Genomic DNA, 20,170 nt, shown 5'->3' with positions numbered 1-20,170 from the left:
TCTCCTGGTACTGGCTAGGGGGCGTCAGCCGTTGGGCAGATAGAACTTGCGAACGTTGAAGGCATCACGCTCAGACATGGTCGTGGTGCCGCGCTGGTCGCGGATCTGCTTGTTGGTGCGCTTGATCATGCCGTGGCGCTTATTGGCCTGGGCCATGATCACCTTGCCGGTGCCGGAGAGCTTGAAGCGCTTCTTCGCTCCGGACTTGGTCTTCATCTTGGGCATTTGGCTCGATCTCCACGGCCGGCAACTTCCCCGGAGGGGACGCCCGGCCCAATCTAGTGTGAGCAATCGAACCGCCACGGCAGCCCTTATTAGCCGGGCGGTTCTTGAAGGCTGCACCCTCTACAGGAGCGGCCCGAATATTTCAAGTCCACGACAGACCGGCGGCGCCTGCCGGCGGGGACCGCCAAGCATTTCCCGCCGAGCATTCCCCACCGGACGTCCGCCGGCACTCCCCACAGGAGATACCGGCGGACGGCGCGGTTCAGTTCGGGCAGCCGGGCGTATTCGGCTGGCAGGGCTGGCCGCGGGAGCCCGGACGCTGCCCCTGCGGCTGCGCCTGCTGGAGGCGCTGCATGTACTGGTTACGCTGGTTCTGCAGGTTCTGCGGCACCGGCTGGCCCTGCTGGGGCGGCCGCTGACCCTGTTGCGGCGGTCGCTGGCCCTGTTGCGGCGGGCGCTGACCCTGTTGCGGCGGACGATTGTCACCACCCCAGTTGCCCTGCGGCGGACGCCCGTTGCCATTCCATCCGCCTTGGGGGGGACGACCATTGCCGCCCCAGTTGCCCTGCTGGGGCGGACGGCCATTGCCGTTCCACCCGCCTTGCGGCGGACGGCCGTTGCCACCCCAGTTGCCCTGCTGGGGCGGGCGGCCATTGCCGTTCCACCCGCCCTGCGGCGGACGTCCGTCGTTCCAGCCGGGACCACCCCAGTTGCCGGGCGGGCGACCGCCGTTCCAGCCGGGACCGCCCGGACCGCCCCAGCCGCCCGGCGGCGGGGGACGGCGCGGCGGCCCCCAGCGGTCATAGGTCGAGTACCAGGACCGACCGCGATAGTAGCGGCCCCAATAGTCATTGAAGCTGAAGGCGATGATCGGCACGCCGATGGTCGGCGCGTAGTCGTAGAACTCGACACGCCGGCCACGGTAATCCGCCTCGATATAGCGGGCGGCAACCCAGCCGCGCACATCGTCCCACTCGACGTCGCACCAGCTATAGTCGTCGAGGCACCCGAAGATCTCGAGCGGCGTCCCCTCGCCAAGGACCACCACCGCCGGATAGGCGGTGCCGGGACCGGCACGCAGGTTGACATCCGTCGTCACGAAACCGCGGCCCTGCGCGAACGCCGAACCGCCGAGCGCCAGAAGCATCATGGCGCCGGCAAACAAACTTCTCATCAAGAACTCCCAAACGTTGCCGTTTCCGAACAACGCCGACCGCTTCGAATGGAGCGGCCATGTTAGGCGGATTCATGATGGCGGCGTGTCGGGAAGGCGCCGTGACGAAAAAACGACGGGAAAAGTCCGGAAATGGAAATACCGCGGGGTCGTCCGGGAAAAATCCCTTGGAAAAGCGCCCGCGTCCTGACACAGCGTCACGTTGATCGCGCGTCGCGAAGCGGACAGGATGCGCGCGCCGCGTGCGTCGCGGGCCGTCCCCTCCTCCACGGAATTGTCCACGGAACACCCCATGTCGTTCGGCACCCTGCTCGAAGCCTTCCTTCTTGGTCTCCTGGAAGGCTTCACCGAGTTCCTGCCCGTCTCCTCGACCGGCCACATCCTGCTCGCAGGGCATTTCCTGGGCTTCGAGAGCGAAGGCAAGGTGTTCGAGGTGGTGATCCAGCTCGGCGCCATCCTCGCCATCGTGGTCGTCTACTTCCAGCGCTTCCTGAAGATCCTGCTGACGCTGCCGTCGAGCCCGCGCTCGCGCAACTTCGTCATCGGCATCCTCATCGCCTTCCTGCCGGCGGCGGTGATCGGGGCGCTGGCGCATGGCTTCATCAAGAGCGTGCTGTTCGAAACGCCGGTGCTGATCTGCATCATGCTGATTCTCGGCGGCATCGTGCTTCTATGGGTCGACACGCTGAAGCTGCGCCCGGTGCACGACGACGCCATGGCCTTCCCGCCCCTGCTGGCGCTGAAGATCGGCTTCATCCAGTGCCTCGCCATGATCCCCGGCGTGTCGCGCTCGGGTTCCACCATCGTGGGCGGGCTGCTGCTGGGCGCCAGCAAGCCGGCGGCGGCCGAGTTCTCCTTCTTCCTCGCCCTGCCGACCATGACCGGCGCCTTCGCCTACGATCTCTACAAGAACCGCGACGCGCTGAACTCCGACGACGCGATCCTCATCGCGGTGGGCTTCGTCGCCGCCTTCCTCGCCGCCATTACCGTGGTGCGGGGGCTGATCGCCTTCGTCTCGCGCCATGGCTACACGCCGTTCGGCTGGTGGCGCATCGCGGTAGGCGGCGTCGGCCTCGTGGCGCTGGCTCTGGTGGGCTGAGCGCGCTGCCGGGCCGCGCGTCCCGCCGGCCGGATACGGAAAAGCCGCCGGGCAGGACGCTCCGGCGGCTTTTCCCTTAAGCGGAATGTTGTGGCGGGGCGGCGCCGGGATCAGGCAGCTTCCGGACGGGTGAACTGGCCGGCCTTGCGGTAGCGCCAGAGATAGCCCGGCAGGATGGCCCCGAGCGCGGTCGGCTGGATGCCCAGCCCTTCCAGCGTGCGCCCTTCCGCCTTGGCCGCTTCCGAGACCACGTTGTCGTAGCCCAGCAGGCGCACCTGATCGCGCGTGAGCAGCGGATTGGGCAGCAGTTCCAGCAGCCGCGCATTGAAGGCGGCGATGGCGGACGGCAGCGGCACCAGCAGCCGCTTGCGGTCGATCTCGGCGAGCATCAGCTCCATGAGCTGCTTGAAGGTGAGCACTTCCGGCCCGCCGAGCTCGTAGACCGTGCCCGGACGGGCGAGGCCGTCCACCGCCTTGGCGAAGGCCGCCGCGACATCGCCGACGAAGACCGGCTGGAAGCGCGTGTGGCCGCCGGCGATCAGCGGCAGCACCGGCGAGAGCCGCGACAGCGCGGCGAACCGGTTGAAGAAGTTGTCCTCGGGGCCGAACACGACGGAGGGTCGCAGGATGACCGCTTCCGGCACCGCTTCCAGCGCTACCGTCTCGCCGGCGGCCTTGCTCTTGGCGTAGAACGCCTCGGAGTCAGCATCCGCGCCGATCGCCGAGCCGTGGATCAGCCGCGCACCGACCTCCCGCGCCGCCTGCGCTACCTGCTTGCTACCAAAAGCATGCACCGCCTCAAAACTCTGCCGGCCGCCCTCGTGCAGGATACCGACAAGATTGATGACGACCTCGGCACCTTCGGCCGCGCGCAGCACCGAGGCGGGATAACGCAGATTCGCCTGCACCGCGGTGATCTGCCCGACCGCGCCGAGCGGCTGGAGATGGCCGGCGAGATCCGGCCGGCGGACGGCGACGCGCACGCGCCAGCCCAGACGCGCAAGCGCGCGCACCACATGGCGACCAATGAAGCCCGAGCCGCCATAGATGGTGACGAGGCGCTCCATCGGCGCGGCGCGCTGTTCCAGTTCGGCCTCGCTTTCGAGCGGCAACTCGTTGGAATCGGCGGCATCGACCATCATTCTCTCCCGACCCGGCATATGGGATGCCAGACGATTAGCGCGCCATCGCCCGAGCGTCCAGCGTTGCTGGGCAACGTCTGACCTCCATCGGCTCGGCAACCCGCTTCAGACGCCTCTTCCGCGGCAAACTGGTGACAAATCCACCTCGCCGGCCACGGAAGCGCGAAAGGCGCGTTGACAAGATGGAGGGTGCCCGACTATGTGTCGCCGCCATGTTGCTCCGGCGGCATGTGCCCAGGTGGCGGAATTGGTAGACGCGCTGGTTTCAGGTACCAGTGGGTAACACCGTGGAGGTTCGAGTCCTCTCCTGGGCACCATCGCACCACTGTCATGTGGTGCTCCGAACGGGATAATCCCGTTCAGTCGCTGATGCTGCCAGATCAACAGCACCGTGCTAACTTAATCGACCTGCACGGGACCCTTGCGGCGGTCGATAGACCGCACTGCCGAACCCAGGCGAACCGCCTCTCCTCTTCTGCCGGGCCGACCAATCCCGCCCGACGGCAGGCATCAGCGGAAGAGGCGACCTTCCTTCTGACCATATTGCAGATAGTGCGAATCGCCGGAGCGAAGCGCCCCTGCTGCCACCGCCTCTGCAATGTCCGGATTCAGCTCAAGATACCGGCGCTCGTTGAAGAAGGGGCAACCGTTACGTCCTTCGACCGTGCCGGAACGGGAAAAATGCTCAAAGGCACACACGAGTTCGCCCCGTTCGATCGCCGCCGCGACATCGGGGTTATGGTGTAGATAGTAGGCCTCGTCGAAAATCCAGCTTGGCGAGATCTGTCGAGGCAAACCCAGTTCGGCATAATGATGCAGCGGAGTCGGGCAGCTGGCTTCATCGATGGAACCTGACATGAAGCGGTAGTAACGCACGTCGAAGAAGCGGTTGCCGCTCATTTCGACATCCCAGCCACGACCGATGAACTCCATCCAGAGCTTATCCGGATCGGTCTCCGGCGTTCCTGTTCCCGCCTGATAATACTCCAGGTCGAATATGGACCGTGCCATCATGTCGATCTGCGCCGATGTCAGTCCGCGCATGACGGGATCGATACCCTCCCCCTCCTGAGGCGTGGAGTCGTGACGCGCGCCCATGGAACGCTCCAGGCGGCGGATGCGCAGATCGGCCGAGCGCAGCAACCGGGCGACATCCTCGCTCAAGCCCGCCCCATCGTGCAGTACCGTCAGCGCATCAGCCGTTCCCGGCATGGCGACAAGAGGCGTCGCGCCCGCGGTCATGCCAGAGAGCGAGAGGGCGCGATCGAGCTGACTCTTGAGGACATCCTTTTCCTCGCGTGCCTCCTCAAGGGCGAGCCGAAGCATGCGCTCGGTGTCATCCGTCACGGCGAGCCGGGAACGTGCATAGTGCAAATCGGCGGTGAGACGCTCGACATCGGCTCGGGCAAGAGCCGCCGCATCGCGCTCCTCCTCGATCCGCAACCGGCTTTCCTCGTCACGCGAGAGCGCACCCATAAGCGCTTCGCCATAGGGATTGTTTGCCTGACAGAGGTCAAAAAACGCGATGGCCGCGTCGACAGCGGGCCAACGCGAAGGATCGGCTTCAAGAGCCTTCAGGGCCCCATACAGATCGGAAACGACTGAAGAACCAGCTCCGGAGCGCGTCTTCGAAACACCGTGGTTGAGCTCCGGCTGAATGAGGTCGAAGACGTCCGGAGGAATGGGTTTGCGCACCTCCGGCATCACGAAGTCCCGCAACCGCTCGATCGTGCGCTGGGGCTCATTGAACCAGCTCTCATACGTCACGAGAAGCGCACCGTCGCGCACATGCCGGAAGCAGTCCGCATTGTAGGTCAGCCAGCGATACTGGCCCGCCGCTACCGGCAGATCATCCCGACGCTTCAACGACAGGGCGACGTCGATGGGGTCGCGTACACAGATAACGAACCGTGGCTCCAGATCGAGCCGCTCGATGATCTCCATCCAGAGCGGCAGGAGCCGGCAGGTGCGAGGATCCTTGAAGCCGAAAAGCTGCCCCGGATACATGCGCTCCTTGAGGAACGTCTCGATGTCCCGCCGAACGGCATGCGCAACAGGCAGGGCCCGCCAGCCACGCGGCAGCGGCAGATCGTGACGCAGCTCATATCCGCGAGGGTTGTTGTAGGGTCGTTCCAGCGCCAGCAAAAGACGATCGTGCAGGTCGACCAGTTCCCACCGTTCCCAGTGACCGTCGACATTCGCCGGGCCATGCCCCACATCGTCGGCCATATCGACGCCGAGCGCGCTCAGAATATGGGAACAGAGCGAGGTACCGCTGCGGTGCATCCCAAGCACGATGACGATGGGTTGCTTGGCCGGCGGCACAGGGACAGCCGCAGCCTCCGTGATGTCGGTGTCGTTCGATGAAGAGAGATCTTCGCCCTGATCCACGGTGAGATCCGCACTGTCTGAAAAATGATCGGGGAACGCAGAACCGATCCGATCGGCGTTCCGGATGAGCAGCATTCAAATGACGGAACGAGTCAGCTTCCCCGAGCTCAAAACCCGTATTCCCGACGTGCCTAAAAGCAAAAGGCGCAACATCAGTGCCGCGGCAACCTTGCGCTCATAGCATCCGCCACGTCGTTTCAGTGCTGGAAGATGAGGGCTCCGCAAGGCCGCCACTGCGTTGCTCGCGGGCGCCACTCAAGACGCCGGAACATATCCGCCGGCCTCTCGAACGTCAGAGAAATGCTGGACATGACAGATAGACCATTTTTGACTGCATCCCGATATTTTAGAATTATACCATACAAATGAAGGAGCAGTTCGGCAACGTCCAGCCATCCCCTGTAAAATATGCGACAACGGCGCCCACAAAAGAAAACCCCGGCGCGGGAACCGCGCCGGGGTTTCGTTCTTTCCGGACGAGATCTGATCAGATCGCGCTGTTGATCCACTGCAGCATCTTGGCCTTCGGCGCCGCGCCGACCTGACGCGAGGCGAGCTGTCCGTCCTTGAACAGCAGCAGCGTCGGGATCGACATGATGCCGTACTTGGAAGCGGTGGCCGGATTCTCGTCGACGTTCAGCTTGACGATCTTCAGCTTGTCGCCGAGCTCGCCCGCCACCTCGTCGAGGACCGGGGCCACCATGCGGCAGGGACCGCACCACTCCGCCCAGAAGTCCACGAGGACAGGACCGGAGGAATTGATCACGTCGGATTCGAAGCTCTGATCCGACACCTTTTCGACGCCCATTGGGACACCTTTCAGAATCTTGAGATTCAACGGAAGTTGACCGCAAGGTAGGTATCCGCCCCCCACCCCGTCAAGGCAACGTCACACCGAAGTGACGCTTTCCACCAGGCGTTCCAGCGCGTCGGAATCGAGCGCATGCGCGAATGGACCAGCCGTATAGACGAGCAAGGCACGGATTTCCCGGCCCGGGAACAATGTGCGCAACAGCCGGGCGTAGAGCGCGACCTGGCGGACATGCGCAAGCGGCATGGCCGAGGGTGCGCGCGGTACATGGCGATCCGTCTTGAAGTCGGCGACGACGACATGATCAGGCCGCACCACGAGCCGGTCGATACGCCCGGAAACCGGCGTACCATCGTCAAGCGTGCCGACCAGCGGCACCTCGGCGAGGCTTCCGAGCGCGAACAGTCCGGCGAGCTCCGGCAAGGCGAGCACGCCCAGCGCCTCCGCGAGCAGTTCCTCGCGCGGTTCGGGCGGCCAGTCGGAGGCGGCGGCGAGCAGCCGGCGCCCCGGTTCGACGCGCGCCTCCGGCGGCAGATTGGCGAGTGCGGCCATCAGCCGGTGCAGCAGGTCACCACGTTCCAGAGCACGGGCAGCGGCTTCGTCGGGGATCGGAGCGATAAGCCCGGACGCCGAGGGGCGCAGGCTGACGCGTAGCGCCTCCTCCTCGACGGGGCGGGCAAGAGAGCGTGCAAGCGCGCGTTCGACCTCGTCAACCACCGTTAGAGCCGGGGAGGCAATGGCGGCGGGCTCATTTTCCGTCCGCGCCCTGCCAGCGCGCCACCGGCGTACGGTTCCGGCGAAACCGGTGGCCGGCTGCTCGACCGCTTCGGGCTCCAGGGCGCCGTGGACAAGATCATACCAGCAGTCCGCCGGGCGCTTGCGCCCACCTTCCGCTCCGCACAACACCAGCGCACTCTCGGCACGGGTCAGCGCGACGTAGAGCAGACGACGATATTCATCCTGCTGGGCGTCGTCGCCACGCTGGCGGGCCGCCGCCATGGCGGGCGTGTCGGCCTTCTTGGCGGGAGCGTGCAGCGCGACCCGCCGGCCGCCCGACAGCTCGACACGCAACAGGCCCGCACTGCGGCGGGTCATCGGGCCGGAAGTCGTGTCGGCGAGGATGACGTAGGGCGCTTCCAGCCCCTTGGCGCCGTGCACGGTCATGACGCGCACCTCGTCGCGCCCCGCCTCCATGTCGCGCTTGGCCTCGGCGCCGCCACGTCTCAAAAAGGCAAGGAAGCCGGCAAGCGAGGGCACCTCGACATTCTCATAGGCACGGGCCAACGCCAGCATCTCGTCGAGCGCGTCGGCCGCCTCCGGGCCGAGGCGCGCCAGCATGCCAGCGCGGCCGCGCTCGCGACCCAGCACGCGGGTATAGAAATCGAAGGGCCGCAGCCGCCGCGCCTCCGAACGCAGCCGCGCCAGCCGCTCCGCCGCCGCGCGCCATCTCGGATTCTCGCCGGCACGGGCGACGAGCGCATCCTCCAGGAGGCCGGCCCGCTCCGGCGCCAGCTTCATCAAATCGGCATCATCGAGACCGAAGAGCGGACTCTTCAGTGTTTCTGCCAGCGCCAATTCGTCGTCGCGAGCGAGTAGCGCGTCGCCGAGGGCCATGAGGTCCATGACGGCGATGTGCTCGGCGACGGTGAGGCGGTCGGCGCCGGCGACGGGGACCTGCGCGCCCTTCAATTCCCTAATGATCGCCTCGAAAAGCGAGTCGCGGCGACGCACCAGGATGAGGAAATCGCCCGGCCGCGCCGGACGGGTGCCGTGCCGTCCGGTGACCGGAAAACCCTCGCGAATCCGGGTAGCAATATGCGTAGCAATCTTGCGGGCGAGGCGCCCCTTCGGGTCGTCCGTAGCAGGAGCGTCGAGCGGGCGCTGCCACGCGTCGATGTCGACCTTCTCGCTGGGCGCCTCGGGCTCCCACAGCTCCACCAGCGCCGGCAGCGCCGCATGGATGGCCTCGTGCACCGGCGCCACGCCCTCGGCGGAGAGGCCGTGATGGGCGGCCTCGGCGTGGAACACCGTGTCCACCGCCTCCAGAATGCCGGGCGCGGAGCGGAAGGAATGGCGCAGCTCGATATGGGCGAAGCTGTCGCCGGCCGCCGCCTCGAGCTCCCGCCGCACCGTGTCGAAGCGGCGCGGATCGGCGCCCTGGAAGGAGAAGATCGACTGCTTCTCGTCGCCGACGACGAAGAGCGTGCGCGGCAGATTGCGCGCCCCGTAGCCCGCCCCCTCTCCGGCGAAAAACTCGGCGACGAGCGGGCGGATCACCTCCCACTGCTCGGGGCTGGTGTCCTGCGCCTCGTCCAGCAGCACGTGGTCGATGCCCTGGTCGAGCTTGTAGTGCACCCAGGCGGAGGCTCCCGACGCGAGCAGGCGCCGGGCCGCGTCCACGAGGTCGGCAAAGTCGAGCACGCCACGCGCCGCCTTGGCGCGCTCGTAGCGGCGCGCCGCGTCGCGGCCGAGGGCGAGGACGGCGCGGCTGCGCTCGAAGGCGCGGGCGGCGGCGAGCTCGCGGGCCAGCGGGGCGATGCGGTCGCGCTCGGCAAGGAGCTGAGGGTACTTGTCCCGGATCGCCGCGGGGCCGAACTGGCTGTCGCCATAAGGCTCGCCATCCTCCTTGAGGAAGACGCGGGCATAGGCGTCCGCGACGCCGTCATCAGGCGCGCCGGCCGCTTCGAGGAGCGCGCGGCCCCGGCGGGCGCAGTTGCCGCCCTCCGCGATCAGCGCCTCGGCAAGCCCCATCCACGTGCCGCGTCCGATGAGGGCACCGGCGATGATGCGGCGCTCGATGTCTTCCGAAGCAACCGGCCCGTCGAGGCCCACGGCGGCGGCGAGCTCCGCCTCGGTGGCGTCGAGCGCCGCCGGATCGGACACCAGCTCCTCGATCAGCCGGTCGATGCCGTCGTCGGAGGTGGTGCCGACGATGAGGGCCAGCGCCCGGCCGAGCGCGCTGTCCGGAGCCCCGGCCGCCGTGAGCACCACATCGGCCCGCACGCGGGCCAGCAGTTCGAGGCGCGCCGCCTCCTCCAGTTCGCCGAAGCCGGCCGGCACGCCGGCCTCGAAGGGGAAGGCGTGCAGCAGCGCGCCGCAGAAGGCGTGGATGGTCTGGATCTTCAGCCCTCCCGGCGTCTCCAGCGCCTGCGCAAACAGGCGTCGCGCCTGCGCGCGCCGCAGCGCGTCGGAACGCCCGCCATCGGTCTTCACGATCTCGGCGTCGAGCGTGGCGTCGTCGAGCGTCGTCCATTTGCGCAGCTCGCCGAGCACGCGGTTGGCCATGTTGGCCGCCGCCGCCTTCGTATAGGTGAGGCAGAGGATGCGGCCGGGCGGCACCCCGCGCATCAGCAAGCGGATCACCCGGCGCGCGAGCACATGGGTCTTTCCCGATCCGGCATTGGCCGAAACCCAGGCGGACAGACGCGGGTCGGAAGCCGTGGTCTGCAAGGCGGTGGCCGCGCGCAGCGGGCCAGGGGCGAGTTCGGTCAGGTCGTTCATTCCTCGCCCTCCCCACCGGTCGACCATTCCTTCACCCGGGCGAGGTGGTCATAGTCCCCGAAGCGGCCACGGAACATCGGGCGGGCCAGCGAGGCATAGCCGCGCGAGGGATTCTCGAAGGCGGCCACGAGCCCCTCCAGCCGCTCCAGCGTCGAGGCGCCGAGCCCGAGAGCGGTTTCGTCCCTGTCGACGGCGCTGACCTCCTTCAGCTCGGCCGTGCCGAGGCGCACATAGACGAGCGCGGCCGCCTCCTCCGCCGGCACGTCCGGGAAACCGCCGCGCGCCGCCATCGCCGCTTCCAGCGGAAGCTGCGGCGAATAATGCGCGGCGGTCTGCTTCGCGGTGGGCACCGCGCCGGTCTTGAAATCGACGATGGCGAGACCGCCGGCGCGCAGTTGCTCGATACGGTCGGCGCGGCCGGTGAGCGTGAAGCGGCCGCCGGCGAGCGACATGCGCCCGGCCTGCTCGGCGAAGACGCGCCGGGTCAGCGCGCGGCGGGAACGCTCCCAGCCGATATAGCGGGGGACCAGGCGCTCGAAGCGCGCCCACCAGAGGGCGTGCTCCGCCGGGAAGGCTTCCAGCGGCCGGAAGGCCTGCCGGCCATAATCCAGCAGCACCGCCTCGGGGTCGGCCGGCAGGGCCTCGGGGAAGGCTTCCGCGAAAGCGCCCAGCGCCTCGTGGATGGCGGTGCCGCGCTCGGCGGCGCCGGGCGCCTCGTCCAGCCTGTCGAGCGGGCGCAGGCGCAGCACGTGGCGGGCATAGATGGTGTAGGGATCGCGCAGCCAGGTCTCGATCTCGGTCACGGACAGGCGCCGGGGGCGCAGCTCGACCGGCGGCGCGGGCTCGGGACGGGCAATGCGGGGGGCGGCGGGCTCCTCCTCGATGAGGGCCGCGAGGCGGCGGAAGCGATCACCGCGGGCAATGGCCGCCTTCCAGCGCCCCTCCCCGCTGACCGCTTCGAGCCGCTGGAGGAAGCGCGAGGGCACGGTGGGCGCGCCGCCGAGCTTGCGCGGATGGGAGAGGATGAGCTCCGGCGCGCCGCAGCCCTGCACGAAGTCATGGGCGGAGAGGCCGGTGCGCCGTTCCGGCGCTTCCAGCCCCAGCGCCGCGCGCATCGGCCGACTGAGCCAGGGATCGGTGCGCACCGCCGCCGGCCAGGTCTGCTCCACGAGGCCCGCCAGCACCACGCGATCGACGCTCACGAGACGCGCTTCCAGCGGGCCCAGGATGCGCAGCCGCGCACCGGCCAGCAGCGGCGGCCGTACCGGGCGGTCGGCCAGCAGCAGCGGCAGCGCGGCGGCGTAATCGGCGAGCGTCATGGCCGGGGCCTGGGCGGCGCCCTCGGCCATGGCATCGAAGGCGCGCGCCAGCTCGGCCAGCGCGGTCTCGTCCTCGGGCGCGCCGGCGTCCGGGCCGCTCCAGGCCGCCTGCACGGCCGCGCGGTGGGCCTCCAGCAGCGCGCCGAAGGCATGCTCGCCCTGCCCCAGCGCCAGCAGCGGCGCGAGGCCCCGCGCGATGCGGCCGGCGAGGGCGGCGGCACGGGCGCGGGCGTCCTCGTCCATCCCCGCGCGGGGGTCGCTCGGATGGTAGGCGGAGGGGCTGAAGGCGGCGACCGCCTCGACCAGCCCGGAAGCGCCGGCCGCCGGACGCGGCCCGCGCAGCACCATCATCTCCAGCGCGTCGGCGCCGGCATCGAGCGCGGCGCGCTCCAGCCCGAAGCGCGCCAGCACGTGACGCAGCAGCGCGGAAAGCGGGACCGGCGCCAGTTCCTCGTGGCAGACATCGGCCACGAGCCGGGCGAACCGGCCGGGCACGCTCTCCGACAGCGGCTCGCCGGCGGAATCGTCGATGCGCACCCGGAAGCGCAGCAGCTCGGCGGCGACGCGGCGGGCGAGGTCCCGATCGGGGGTAATGAGGGCGGCGGTACGGCCCGGCACCTCCAGCACCTCGCGCAGGGCGACGGCGATGGCGAGGGCTTCCTCCCGCGCATCGTCCGCCTCGATGAGGCCGACCTGCGCGAGGGCGACGTCGATCTCCCCGGCGCCGAGGCGCTCGGGCAGGCTCGCCCACGCCTCCGTGGAGGCGACGGGACGCAGCGCCTCGGAGAGCAGCCGCTCGCGCCCATACGGCGCCGGCGGGGCGAGCTCGCGCACCGCTTCCCGGTCGACGCGCATGTAGCGCCGGAGCAGGAGCGCGAGGCCGTATTGGGGATGGCTGAACGCCGGGGCCTCGTCGTCGGTCAGCACGTCCCAGGAGCGGGCGTCGAGATGGAGATCGAGGCCGGGCAGCACCACGGCGCCGCGCGGCAGATGGGCCACGGCGGCCAGCAGGCGCGCGGTGGCCGACATGGAGCCGGTGGAGCCGGCCGCGATGACCGGGCCGGCATCCGGCAGGCCCGCCAGTCGCGCCGCCTCCGCCGCGATGAGCCGGTCGCGCCGCACGCTGGCATCGACCGCGCCGAGCTCGGCGAGCTGCGCCGGCCAGAAATCGCGGGCGATCTTGAGGAAGTCGAGCGCCATGTCCCAGTAGCGGTCGTGCTGGCCGGGCACGAGCGTGTCGAGCCGTTCCCACGGCACCTCCTGCGCCGCCATCTCGTCGATGAGATGGGCCAGCGCGTCGGCGAGGGCGAACTCGGCGCCGGGGCCGGCGGCCACGGCGACACGGCCGTCATCCCCGGCGAGCAGGCGCCGCCAGCGGCGGATGAGGCTGGCGAGCGCGAGGCGGCGGGTGGTCGGCGGCACGGCGCGCGGCGGATCGGTGAAGCTCTCGGCGAAGGCGAGCGCGTCCTCGTCCACATCGCCCAGCGGCACGATGCGCGGCAGCAGGGTGACACCGCCCGCCATGCGGGCGCGCAGGGCCTCGCCCAGCAGGCGGCCGGCGCGGCGGGTCGGCAGGAAGACGGTGGCGGAGGCGAGCGCCAGCGGATCGCCGCGCGGCGCGAAGCCCTCCACGAGGCGGCCGTCCAGCAGCGCGTCCGCCAGCGTCGCGAGGAACGGCGCGGAGGACGGGATGGTGAGGAGGTTCGGCGCGCGGCGGCTCATGCAGCGGTCATGCGCCGGTTGGGCGCGCGCCACAAGGGGGCGCTGGCGCAGCGGTACAGAGATCGACTGGAGCGGGGCATGGCCGCGCTCCGCTCAATCCTTGGAGCGCTCGATCGCCTCCTCGGCCTCGGCGATGGCTTCCGGCGTGCCGACATGCATCCACACCCCTTCCATGCGCTCGCCGTACAGGCGGCCCGCCTCGGCCGCACGCACGAACAGACGGCTCAGCGAGAACGATCCTTCCGGCGAGCCCTCGAAGATGACGGGCGAGACGACGGCGGCGCCGGCATAGACGAACGGCGCCATGACGCGCTCGGGACGCGGCGTGAGGCGGCCCTCGCCGTCCATGAGGAAATCGCCGTTTCCCTCATAGCCGATGGAGGCCGCGGTCGAGGCGACGAGCAGGCGGAAATCCATCGCCGCGGAGTCGAAGTCCTCCGCCAGAGCCGCGAGGTTGGGACGGATGCCCTCGATCCAGATGGTGTCGGCGTTCATCACGTAGAACGGGCCGGGGCCGAGCTCGGGGAGCGCCTTGCGGATGCCGCCGCCGGTCTCCAGCAGTTCGCCGCGCTCGTCGGAGAGGACGATGCGCGGCGGGTTGCGGCGCCCGGCCAGATGCCGCTCCAGCACGTCGGCGTGCCAGTGCACGTTGACCACCGCCTTCTCGACGCCGGCCGCCTCGAGCCGGTCGAGCACATGGTCGATCAGCGGGCGGCCGTTCACCGCCACCATCGGCTTGGGAATGCGGTCGGTAAGGGGGCGCATGCGCTTGCCGAGGCCGGCAGCGAGCACCATGGCGGTCCTGATCGCGCTCATGTCGGGTTGGATTCGCTCGGCGTTTCGGACGGCATGCTCGGCGCGGGGGCCTCGGGCGAGGCCGTTCCGGCGGCGGGCGGCGGGGTTTCGGAGGGCGAAACCTCGGACACCTCCGGCGCGGCGGGCTCCGGGGCCTCGGCCGGCGGCGACGGCTCGGCGGGAGGCTGGGGAACCGGGCGCACGCCCTCCGCGCGCGGGCGGCCGCCAGGCGGGGGCACGTGGTCCTTGTACCAGCCCGACAGCGCCTCCAGATCGGTGAAGGCGAGGCAGCGCTGGAGATAGTTCCAGATGCGCGGGATGTGCCTGAGATAACCCGGCTTGCGGTCGCGGTGGTTGAGCCGCGCGAAGATGCCGAGGATCTTGGTGGCGCGCTGGGCGCCCATCACCGCGTAGGAAGCGGCGAAGGCCCGCATGTCGAAATCGGGATCGGCCTGCCGGCGCGCCTTCACGTAGCGGCCGAGCAGCGCCAGCTCGAGCGGCTCGGACACGTCGACGCGCGCATCCTGCGTCAGCGAGATGAGGTCGTAGGCCGGCGGGCCCATCACCGCGTCCTGGAAATCGAGCAGGCCGATGCGCTCCAGACCCTCGCGCTCGGGTAGCCACATCAGGTTCGGCGAATGGTAGTCGCGCATCACCCAGACCGGCTTCTGCGCCAGCGAGGGCGCCAGCGCCGCCGCCCAGAGCTGGCGGAACGACTGGCGGGCATCGGCGGCGATCGACGCGCCGCAATGCGGCAGATACCAGTCGAGCAGCAGCTCCGCCTCGATGAGCAGCGCGTCGACGTCATAGGCCGGCAGACGATGCTCGATGCCGGCGGTGACCGGCAGCGTCGCCGAAAGGTCGAGGCCGTGCAGGGCGGCCAGCACGTCCACCGACGCCTCGTAGCGCTCGGTCACCGGCGCGGGCGGGCTGCCGGCGAGCACGCCTTCGGTGCCGAGATCCTCGATGATCAGCAGGCCGGCATCAAGATCGCCGCCATAGATGGCCGGCGCCGAGAAGCCGCGCGCGCGCAACGCCAGCGCCATGGCGACGAAGGGCTTCACGTCCTCGGCGAGATGGGCGATGGCGCTGTAGGGACGGCCGCCGCGCACCGGCGGGCCATCCGGCCGGCGCGGCGCGTTCATCAGCACCGCGTTGCGCTTCGGACCGATGAGACGCTCATAGGCGCGGGTCGAGGCATCGCCCTGCAGATGCTGGCGGCGGGCCGGGCCGAAGCCGGTCTTGTCGATGAGCGAGCGGATCGCCTTCATGCGGTAGAGCGCGCCGGCGAGGCGGCCATAGCCGAACAGGCGCACGCGCCGGCGCGTTTCCCCGCCATCCGGCGGAATGGTGATCTGCACTTCCAGCCGGTCCGGCTGGAGCACCGCACCCTCGGCCCGCTCGGGCCATTCGACCAGCGTCACCGCGCCGTCGGTCTGGTCCTGCCAGCCGAGTTCGTCGAGCTCGGACGCATCGCCCAGCCGGTAGAGATCGGCATGGACGACCCGGTGGCGCGGCAGGTCGTAGGTCTGCATCAGGGTGAAGGTCGGACTCGGCACTTCGAGTTCGGGATCGCCGGCCATCTCGCGGATCAGCGCCCGCGCCAGAGTCGTCTTGCCGGCACCCAGATCGCCGCCGAGCGTGACGAGATCGCCGGGCCGCAGCGTCGCGGCGAGGTCCATGGCGAGGCGGCCGGTGGCGGATTCGTCCGGCAGCACCACGTCCCAATGGGCCACGGGCATGGTCGGGACGGCGCCGGTGTTGCGGCTGTCGATCATCGGTTACTCCGCCGCGTCCCGGCTCGCGCCGGCTTCCAGCGGGAAGGTGCAGGTGACGAGCGTGCCGCCACCCTGCGCCGGGGCGATGCTCACCGTGCCGCCATGCAGCGCCACCAGCGACCGGACGATGGACAGCCCGAGGCCGACGCCGCGATGGCGCGAGCCGGCCGTGTGGCTCTCGAAGCGGTCGAAGATGCGGGCGCCGATCTCCGGCGGAATGCCCGGCCCCATGTCGCGGACCCGGAAGATCACCTTGTCGTCGCGGCGCTCGGCCGAGAGCGTGACGGCGGACCCCTCGGGGGCGAAACCGACGGCGTTCGACAGCAGATTGTAGAGGATCTGCCGCACCCGCTTGGCATCGGCACGGAAGCTGCCGGCGGCGTTCTGCAACTCGATGGACAGGCGGATGCCGCCCTCGGCAAGACGGTCGCGCACGCCCTCGGCGGCCGCTTCCATGGCCGCCCGCACGTCGACATCGGCGAGGTCCAGCGCCATGGCGCCGGCGTCGATGGTGGCGAGGTCGAGAATGTCGTTGATGATGGCGAGCAGCGCCGCCGAGCTCTCGGTGATGTGGTTCACATAGGCGCGCTGCTTAGTGTTGAGCGGGCCGATGCCGGTGTCGTCGAGAAGCTGAGCGAAGCCGATGATGGTGGTGAGCGGTGAGCGCAGCTCGTAGGAGACGTGGCTGACGAAGGTGCTCTTGAGGTGGTCGGCGGCGACGAGCGCCTCGTTGCGCTCCACCAGCGCGCGCTCGACATGCACGGTGTCGGTGACGTCGCGCAGCGTGACCAGCGTGCCGCCGTCCGGCAGCGGCTGGGTGGAGCCGTCGAGGATCGTGCCGTCGCTGCGCTCCATGCGGAATTCCATCGGCACGCGCGCCTCGATGCCGGTGACGGCGGCGCCGAGCCGCGTCCACACGGAAACATCGGTGGTGAGCGGCCGGCATGCCTGCGCCACGGCGTCGATGTGCGGATGGGAATCGAGCATCGCCGCGTCGAGGTGCCAGAGCCGGCCGAAAGCGGAATTGGAGAGACCGAGCCGGCCGTCGCTGCCGAACACCGCCACGGCCTCGGCCAGCGCGTCCAGCGTTTCGCTCTGGATGCGGGTGAGCGAATTGTAGCGGCTTTCCAGCGCGAGGCGCTCCGTCACCTCGTCGAACAGATAGGTGATGCCGCCTTCCGGGTTCGGCGCCGTGACGACGCGCAGCGTGCGCCCGCCCGGCAGGTGCCACCAGTGCTCGCGCGGCTCGATGGCGCGGTAGGCGGAATGCAGATCCTCGCGCCACACGCGGAAATCCGCCTGTTCGGGCAGGCGGCGGGCGGCACGCAGCCGGTCGAGCACCGCGCCGTCGGTGGGGCGGTCGTCGAGGAAGGCCGGATCGAGCTCGAACAGGCTGGCATAGGCGGCGTTGTGGAAGACGAGGCGCTGGTCGGCACCAAAGATCGCCACGGCGGTGGCAAGCTGGTCCAGCGTGCGCCGGTGCGCACCGACGACATGGGCAAGCTCGGCCCGCACCGTCTCGGCTTCCGTCGCATCGAGCGCGATGCCGGCGGCGCCGCCGCCGGCGGGAACCTCCAGCACGTCGAGCACGTGGCGCGAACCGGCGACGACCACCGGCAGGCGCGCCTTGAAGGGCAGATAGGCGGCATGCGCCTTCTGCGCCTGCACGCGGCTCTGCTGGTCGAGCAGCGAGAGATCGCGAAGGGCGGCGTCCTGCCCGTCCCGGGCTTCCACCGCATGCGCGTAGGCGGCGTTGCTCCAGCGCAGCCGGCCGCCCTCCCCGCCGATCCAGACCGGCGCGGGGAGCGCGTCGAGCAGGGTGCGCATCGCCGAGCTTTCCTCGTCGAGGGCGCGATAGGCTTCCTGCAAGCGCGCCTGATCGAGCCGCACGCCGGTGATGTCGCGCAGGCGCAGCACCACGGCGGAGCCGACAGGGCGCCCGTCCACCTCGACGAAACGGCCATCCTGCGTAGCGAGGGTGGCGGCGAGCGGCGTGCCACGGCTGCGCAGACGGTCCACCGCCGCCTCGATCTCGCGCGCCGAGGCCGGCGTGAGCCAGGAGCCGAAGGCGAGGATGCGGGCGGGGGCGGCGACGCCGGTGAAGGCGGGCGTGTTGCCGATGACCTCGGGATCGGCGGCGGGATCGCGCCAGACGACGACGATCTGCGGCTCGGCCATCAGCAGGGCGCGTGCCTCGTCGATCTGGGCTTCGAGCCGGGAGATCTCGCCGAACGCCTCGGCCTCGCGGTGCAGCGACTGGCGGCGGAAACGCAGATGGACGATGGCGGTGGTGGTGGCGAAGACGATGAGGCCGACGACCAGAGCAAGGCCGATCAGCGTGCTCGGCTCCTGCACCGCGAGGACGGCGAAGACCTCCGACGAGGCGGGAGGCGCGGTCTGCGCGAGGGCGCCGGAACTGAGCAGGGACGGGAGCGCGAGACCGGACAGGGCGACGGCGCGCGCCGCGCGGCGCCCTTCGCCCCAGCTTCCATCACCAGCTCCGCCCTTGCCGGCCGGATGCGCCATCCGCGCCCGCCTCCCCTTGCCGACTGCCGTCCCCTCGGCCGGTGCACGCCTCGCGGACGGACACCGAATCACCGAGACTTTACCGAAGCGGGAGTCGCACTAGAAGGGCCGGCGGCGCCGCCGGCCGCCCGAAGTGTCAGAGCCCCTCGAAGAGCGGAGTAGAAAGGTAGCGTTCGGCGAAGGACGGGATGATGACGACGATGGTCTTGCCTTCGTTTTCCGGGCGCGCGCCGACCTCCAGCGCCGCCGCGATGGCCGCGCCCGAGGAGATGCCGACCGGGATGCCTTCCAGCCGCGCAATGGCGCGGGCGGTCTCGAAGGCGGTCTGGTTGCCGACCGTCACCACCTCGTCGATCACCGAACGGTCGAGCACTTCCGGCACGAAGCCGGCGCCGATGCCCTGGATCTTGTGCGGGCCGGGCTGGCCGCCGGACAGCACCGGGCTGTCCTCCGGCTCGACGGCGACGATGCGCAGCCCCGGCTTGCGCGGCTTGAGCACCTGGCCGAGGCCGGTGATGGTGCCGCCCGTGCCGACGCCGGCGACGACCACGTCGACTTCGCCCTGGGTGTCGTTCCAGATCTCCTCGGCCGTGGTGCGGCGGTGGACGGCCGGATTGGCGGGATTGCGGAACTGCTGCGGGATGATGGCGTCCGGCAGTTCCTTCACCAGCTCCTCGGCGCGGGCGACGGCGCCGCGCATGCCCTGCGCCGCCGGGGTGAGCACCAGCTCGGCGCCGAGCAGGGCCAGCATCTTGCGGCGCTCGACCGACATCGATTCCGGCATCACCAGGATGAGGCGGTAGCCATGGGCGGCGGCGACGAAGGCGAGCGCGATGCCGGTGTTGCCGGAGGTGGGCTCGACCAGCACCGTGCCGGGACGGATCACCCCCGCCTCTTCCAGCGACTGGATCATCGAGACGCCGATGCGGTCCTTCACGCTGCCGATCGGGTTGAAGAATTCGAGCTTGGCGAGGATGCGCGCCTTCACGCCCCGTTCCGCGGGCAGCCGGTTGAGCTGCACCAGCGGCGTGTTGCCGATGGTCTCCGTGATGGAGTTGTAAACGCGGCCACGGCCGACCTTTTCGGCGGGCGGGGTCTTCAGGGCGGTCTCGGCCATTGGGTGCCTCCAGCAAGCGGGGGCCGGGGCCTTCGCCCTAGCCCGTTATTGGCGAACGGTTTTCGCCGGCAGGGCTACCATATTCACGACATCAAGTCGAGAAAACAAAATTTGAACAGTTTTAGATCGTAAAATCTATACCTTCCGGCAAACCCTTGCGCAGCGTGTTCTGTGCCGCCGAGCGACAGAGGTCCTCGACGGTCACCGCGTCGAGCGCCGCCTCGAAGGCCCGCTCCGCCTCCGCGACGGCGGGCTGGACGATATCGCGCACGATGGGCGGGAAGCTGTCGAGCGCCTCGTCGCTCTCCGCTTCCACCACCCGGACGACCTCCGCCACGGTGATGCGCCGGCGCTCGCGCGCCAGCTCGTAGCCGCCGCGCGGGCCGCGCACGCCCTTGAGCACGCCGGCATGGACCAGCGCCTGGAGGACGGGCTCGAGATGACGGGGCGGCAGCTCGTGGCGGGCGGCCAGCGCCTTGGCGGCCACCGGCATGCCGCGTGCGTGCAGCGCGACGTCGACGACGGCGGCGATGGCGAGGAGACTTTTGTCGGACAGACGCGGCATGACCT

The 20,170-nt window shown here is 69.7% G+C and carries 13 protein-coding genes and 1 tRNA gene; 2 read left to right on the top strand and 12 right to left on the bottom strand.

What is annotated here, in order from left to right; genetic code table 11:
• Window positions 1–24: 24 nt before the first annotated feature.
• Window positions 25–225 carry a 50S ribosomal protein L35 gene (gene rpmI / locus STARVERO_RS01300; protein ID WP_144343845.1) on the bottom strand — a complete coding sequence of 67 codons (201 nt, stop codon included), beginning with the start codon at window positions 223–225 and terminating at the stop codon, window positions 25–27.
• Between the two features lie 262 nt (window positions 226–487).
• The gene (locus STARVERO_RS01295; RefSeq protein WP_200837622.1) at window positions 488–1,399 is read right to left on the bottom strand and encodes an SH3 domain-containing protein; all 912 of its coding nucleotides are present in this window, start codon (window positions 1,397–1,399) and stop codon (window positions 488–490) included.
• A gap of 292 nt (window positions 1,400–1,691) precedes the next feature.
• Here STARVERO_RS01295 and STARVERO_RS01290 point away from each other — a divergent pair, with 292 nt between their 5' ends.
• Complete coding sequence (locus tag STARVERO_RS01290; RefSeq protein WP_159597632.1) at window positions 1,692–2,498, top strand: undecaprenyl-diphosphate phosphatase; 807 nt, start codon at window positions 1,692–1,694, stop codon at window positions 2,496–2,498.
• A 110-nt stretch (window positions 2,499–2,608) separates the two neighbouring features.
• Here the strand turns inward: STARVERO_RS01290 and STARVERO_RS01285 are convergent, their stop codons facing one another.
• Window positions 2,609–3,565, bottom strand: a complete 957-nt coding sequence (locus STARVERO_RS01285; protein ID WP_422802168.1) for a complex I NDUFA9 subunit family protein — start codon at window positions 3,563–3,565, stop codon at window positions 2,609–2,611.
• Between the two features lie 307 nt (window positions 3,566–3,872).
• Between STARVERO_RS01285 and STARVERO_RS01280 the strand changes: the two genes are divergently transcribed.
• Window positions 3,873–3,957: transfer RNA gene (locus STARVERO_RS01280), tRNA-Leu, on the top strand.
• Window positions 3,958–4,150: 193 nt separating this feature from the next.
• Here STARVERO_RS01280 and STARVERO_RS01275 read toward each other — a convergent pair.
• The 9 genes from STARVERO_RS01275 to STARVERO_RS01235 form a co-directional block, all read right to left on the bottom strand.
• Window positions 4,151–6,106: a sulfotransferase family protein gene (locus STARVERO_RS01275; protein WP_159597630.1), complete on the bottom strand. Its 1,956-nt coding sequence runs from the start codon at window positions 6,104–6,106 to the stop codon at window positions 4,151–4,153.
• Between the two features lie 412 nt (window positions 6,107–6,518).
• Window positions 6,519–6,839: a thioredoxin gene (trxA, locus tag STARVERO_RS01270; protein ID WP_144343841.1), complete on the bottom strand. Its 321-nt coding sequence runs from the start codon at window positions 6,837–6,839 to the stop codon at window positions 6,519–6,521.
• A gap of 81 nt (window positions 6,840–6,920) precedes the next feature.
• On the bottom strand, window positions 6,921–10,343 hold the full coding sequence (gene addA, locus STARVERO_RS01265) for a double-strand break repair helicase AddA (RefSeq protein WP_159597629.1): 3,423 nt from the start codon (window positions 10,341–10,343) through the stop codon (window positions 6,921–6,923).
• Window positions 10,340–13,384 carry a double-strand break repair protein AddB gene (addB, locus tag STARVERO_RS01260; RefSeq protein WP_159597628.1) on the bottom strand — a complete coding sequence of 1,015 codons (3,045 nt, stop codon included), beginning with the start codon at window positions 13,382–13,384 and terminating at the stop codon, window positions 10,340–10,342. The genes addA and addB overlap by 4 nt, the downstream gene beginning before the upstream one ends.
• A gap of 93 nt (window positions 13,385–13,477) precedes the next feature.
• Window positions 13,478–14,200, bottom strand: coding sequence for a nucleotidyltransferase family protein (locus STARVERO_RS01255; RefSeq protein ID WP_159597627.1), 723 nt, complete (start codon window positions 14,198–14,200; stop codon window positions 13,478–13,480).
• Window positions 14,197–15,957: a tRNA (adenosine(37)-N6)-threonylcarbamoyltransferase complex ATPase subunit type 1 TsaE gene (gene tsaE / locus STARVERO_RS01250; RefSeq protein ID WP_159597626.1), complete on the bottom strand. Its 1,761-nt coding sequence runs from the start codon at window positions 15,955–15,957 to the stop codon at window positions 14,197–14,199. The genes STARVERO_RS01255 and tsaE overlap by 4 nt, the downstream gene beginning before the upstream one ends.
• A 3-nt stretch (window positions 15,958–15,960) precedes the next feature.
• A complete protein-coding gene (locus STARVERO_RS01245) occupies window positions 15,961–18,483 on the bottom strand; it encodes a sensor histidine kinase (protein WP_159597625.1) in 2,523 nt (840 codons plus the stop codon).
• Window positions 18,484–18,619: 136 nt separating this feature from the next.
• Window positions 18,620–19,600, bottom strand: coding sequence for a cysteine synthase A (cysK, locus tag STARVERO_RS01240; protein ID WP_144343835.1), 981 nt, complete (start codon window positions 19,598–19,600; stop codon window positions 18,620–18,622).
• A gap of 121 nt (window positions 19,601–19,721) precedes the next feature.
• Complete coding sequence (locus STARVERO_RS01235) at window positions 19,722–20,165, bottom strand: RrF2 family transcriptional regulator (protein ID WP_144343834.1); 444 nt, start codon at window positions 20,163–20,165, stop codon at window positions 19,722–19,724.
• Window positions 20,166–20,170 lie beyond the last annotated feature (5 nt).

The sequence above is a fragment of the Starkeya nomas genome, assembly GCF_902703545.1.
GTDB classification, from domain to species: domain Bacteria; phylum Pseudomonadota; class Alphaproteobacteria; order Rhizobiales; family Xanthobacteraceae; genus Ancylobacter; species Ancylobacter moscoviensis.
The sequence above is the reverse complement of the archived record's forward strand: the minus strand, read 5'-3'. Positions and strand labels throughout refer to the sequence as shown.

Coding starts and splice junctions, on each gene's coding strand:
- rpmI (WP_144343845.1), bottom strand. CDS start 225: ATGCCCAAGATGAAGACCAAGTCCGGAGCGAAGAAGCGCTTCAAGCTC.
- STARVERO_RS01295 (WP_200837622.1), bottom strand. CDS start 1,399: ATGAGAAGTTTGTTTGCCGGCGCCATGATGCTTCTGGCGCTCGGCGGT.
- STARVERO_RS01290 (WP_159597632.1), top strand. CDS start 1,692: ATGTCGTTCGGCACCCTGCTCGAAGCCTTCCTTCTTGGTCTCCTGGAA.
- STARVERO_RS01285 (WP_422802168.1), bottom strand. CDS start 3,565: ATGGAGCGCCTCGTCACCATCTATGGCGGCTCGGGCTTCATTGGTCGC.
- STARVERO_RS01275 (WP_159597630.1), bottom strand. CDS start 6,106: ATGCTGCTCATCCGGAACGCCGATCGGATCGGTTCTGCGTTCCCCGAT.
- trxA (WP_144343841.1), bottom strand. CDS start 6,839: ATGGGCGTCGAAAAGGTGTCGGATCAGAGCTTCGAATCCGACGTGATC.
- addA (WP_159597629.1), bottom strand. CDS start 10,343: ATGAACGACCTGACCGAACTCGCCCCTGGCCCGCTGCGCGCGGCCACC.
- addB (WP_159597628.1), bottom strand. CDS start 13,384: ATGAGCCGCCGCGCGCCGAACCTCCTCACCATCCCGTCCTCCGCGCCG.
- STARVERO_RS01255 (WP_159597627.1), bottom strand. CDS start 14,200: ATGAGCGCGATCAGGACCGCCATGGTGCTCGCTGCCGGCCTCGGCAAG.
- tsaE (WP_159597626.1), bottom strand. CDS start 15,957: ATGATCGACAGCCGCAACACCGGCGCCGTCCCGACCATGCCCGTGGCC.
- STARVERO_RS01245 (WP_159597625.1), bottom strand. CDS start 18,483: ATGGCGCATCCGGCCGGCAAGGGCGGAGCTGGTGATGGAAGCTGGGGC.
- cysK (WP_144343835.1), bottom strand. CDS start 19,600: ATGGCCGAGACCGCCCTGAAGACCCCGCCCGCCGAAAAGGTCGGCCGT.
- STARVERO_RS01235 (WP_144343834.1), bottom strand. CDS start 20,165: ATGCCGCGTCTGTCCGACAAAAGTCTCCTCGCCATCGCCGCCGTCGTC.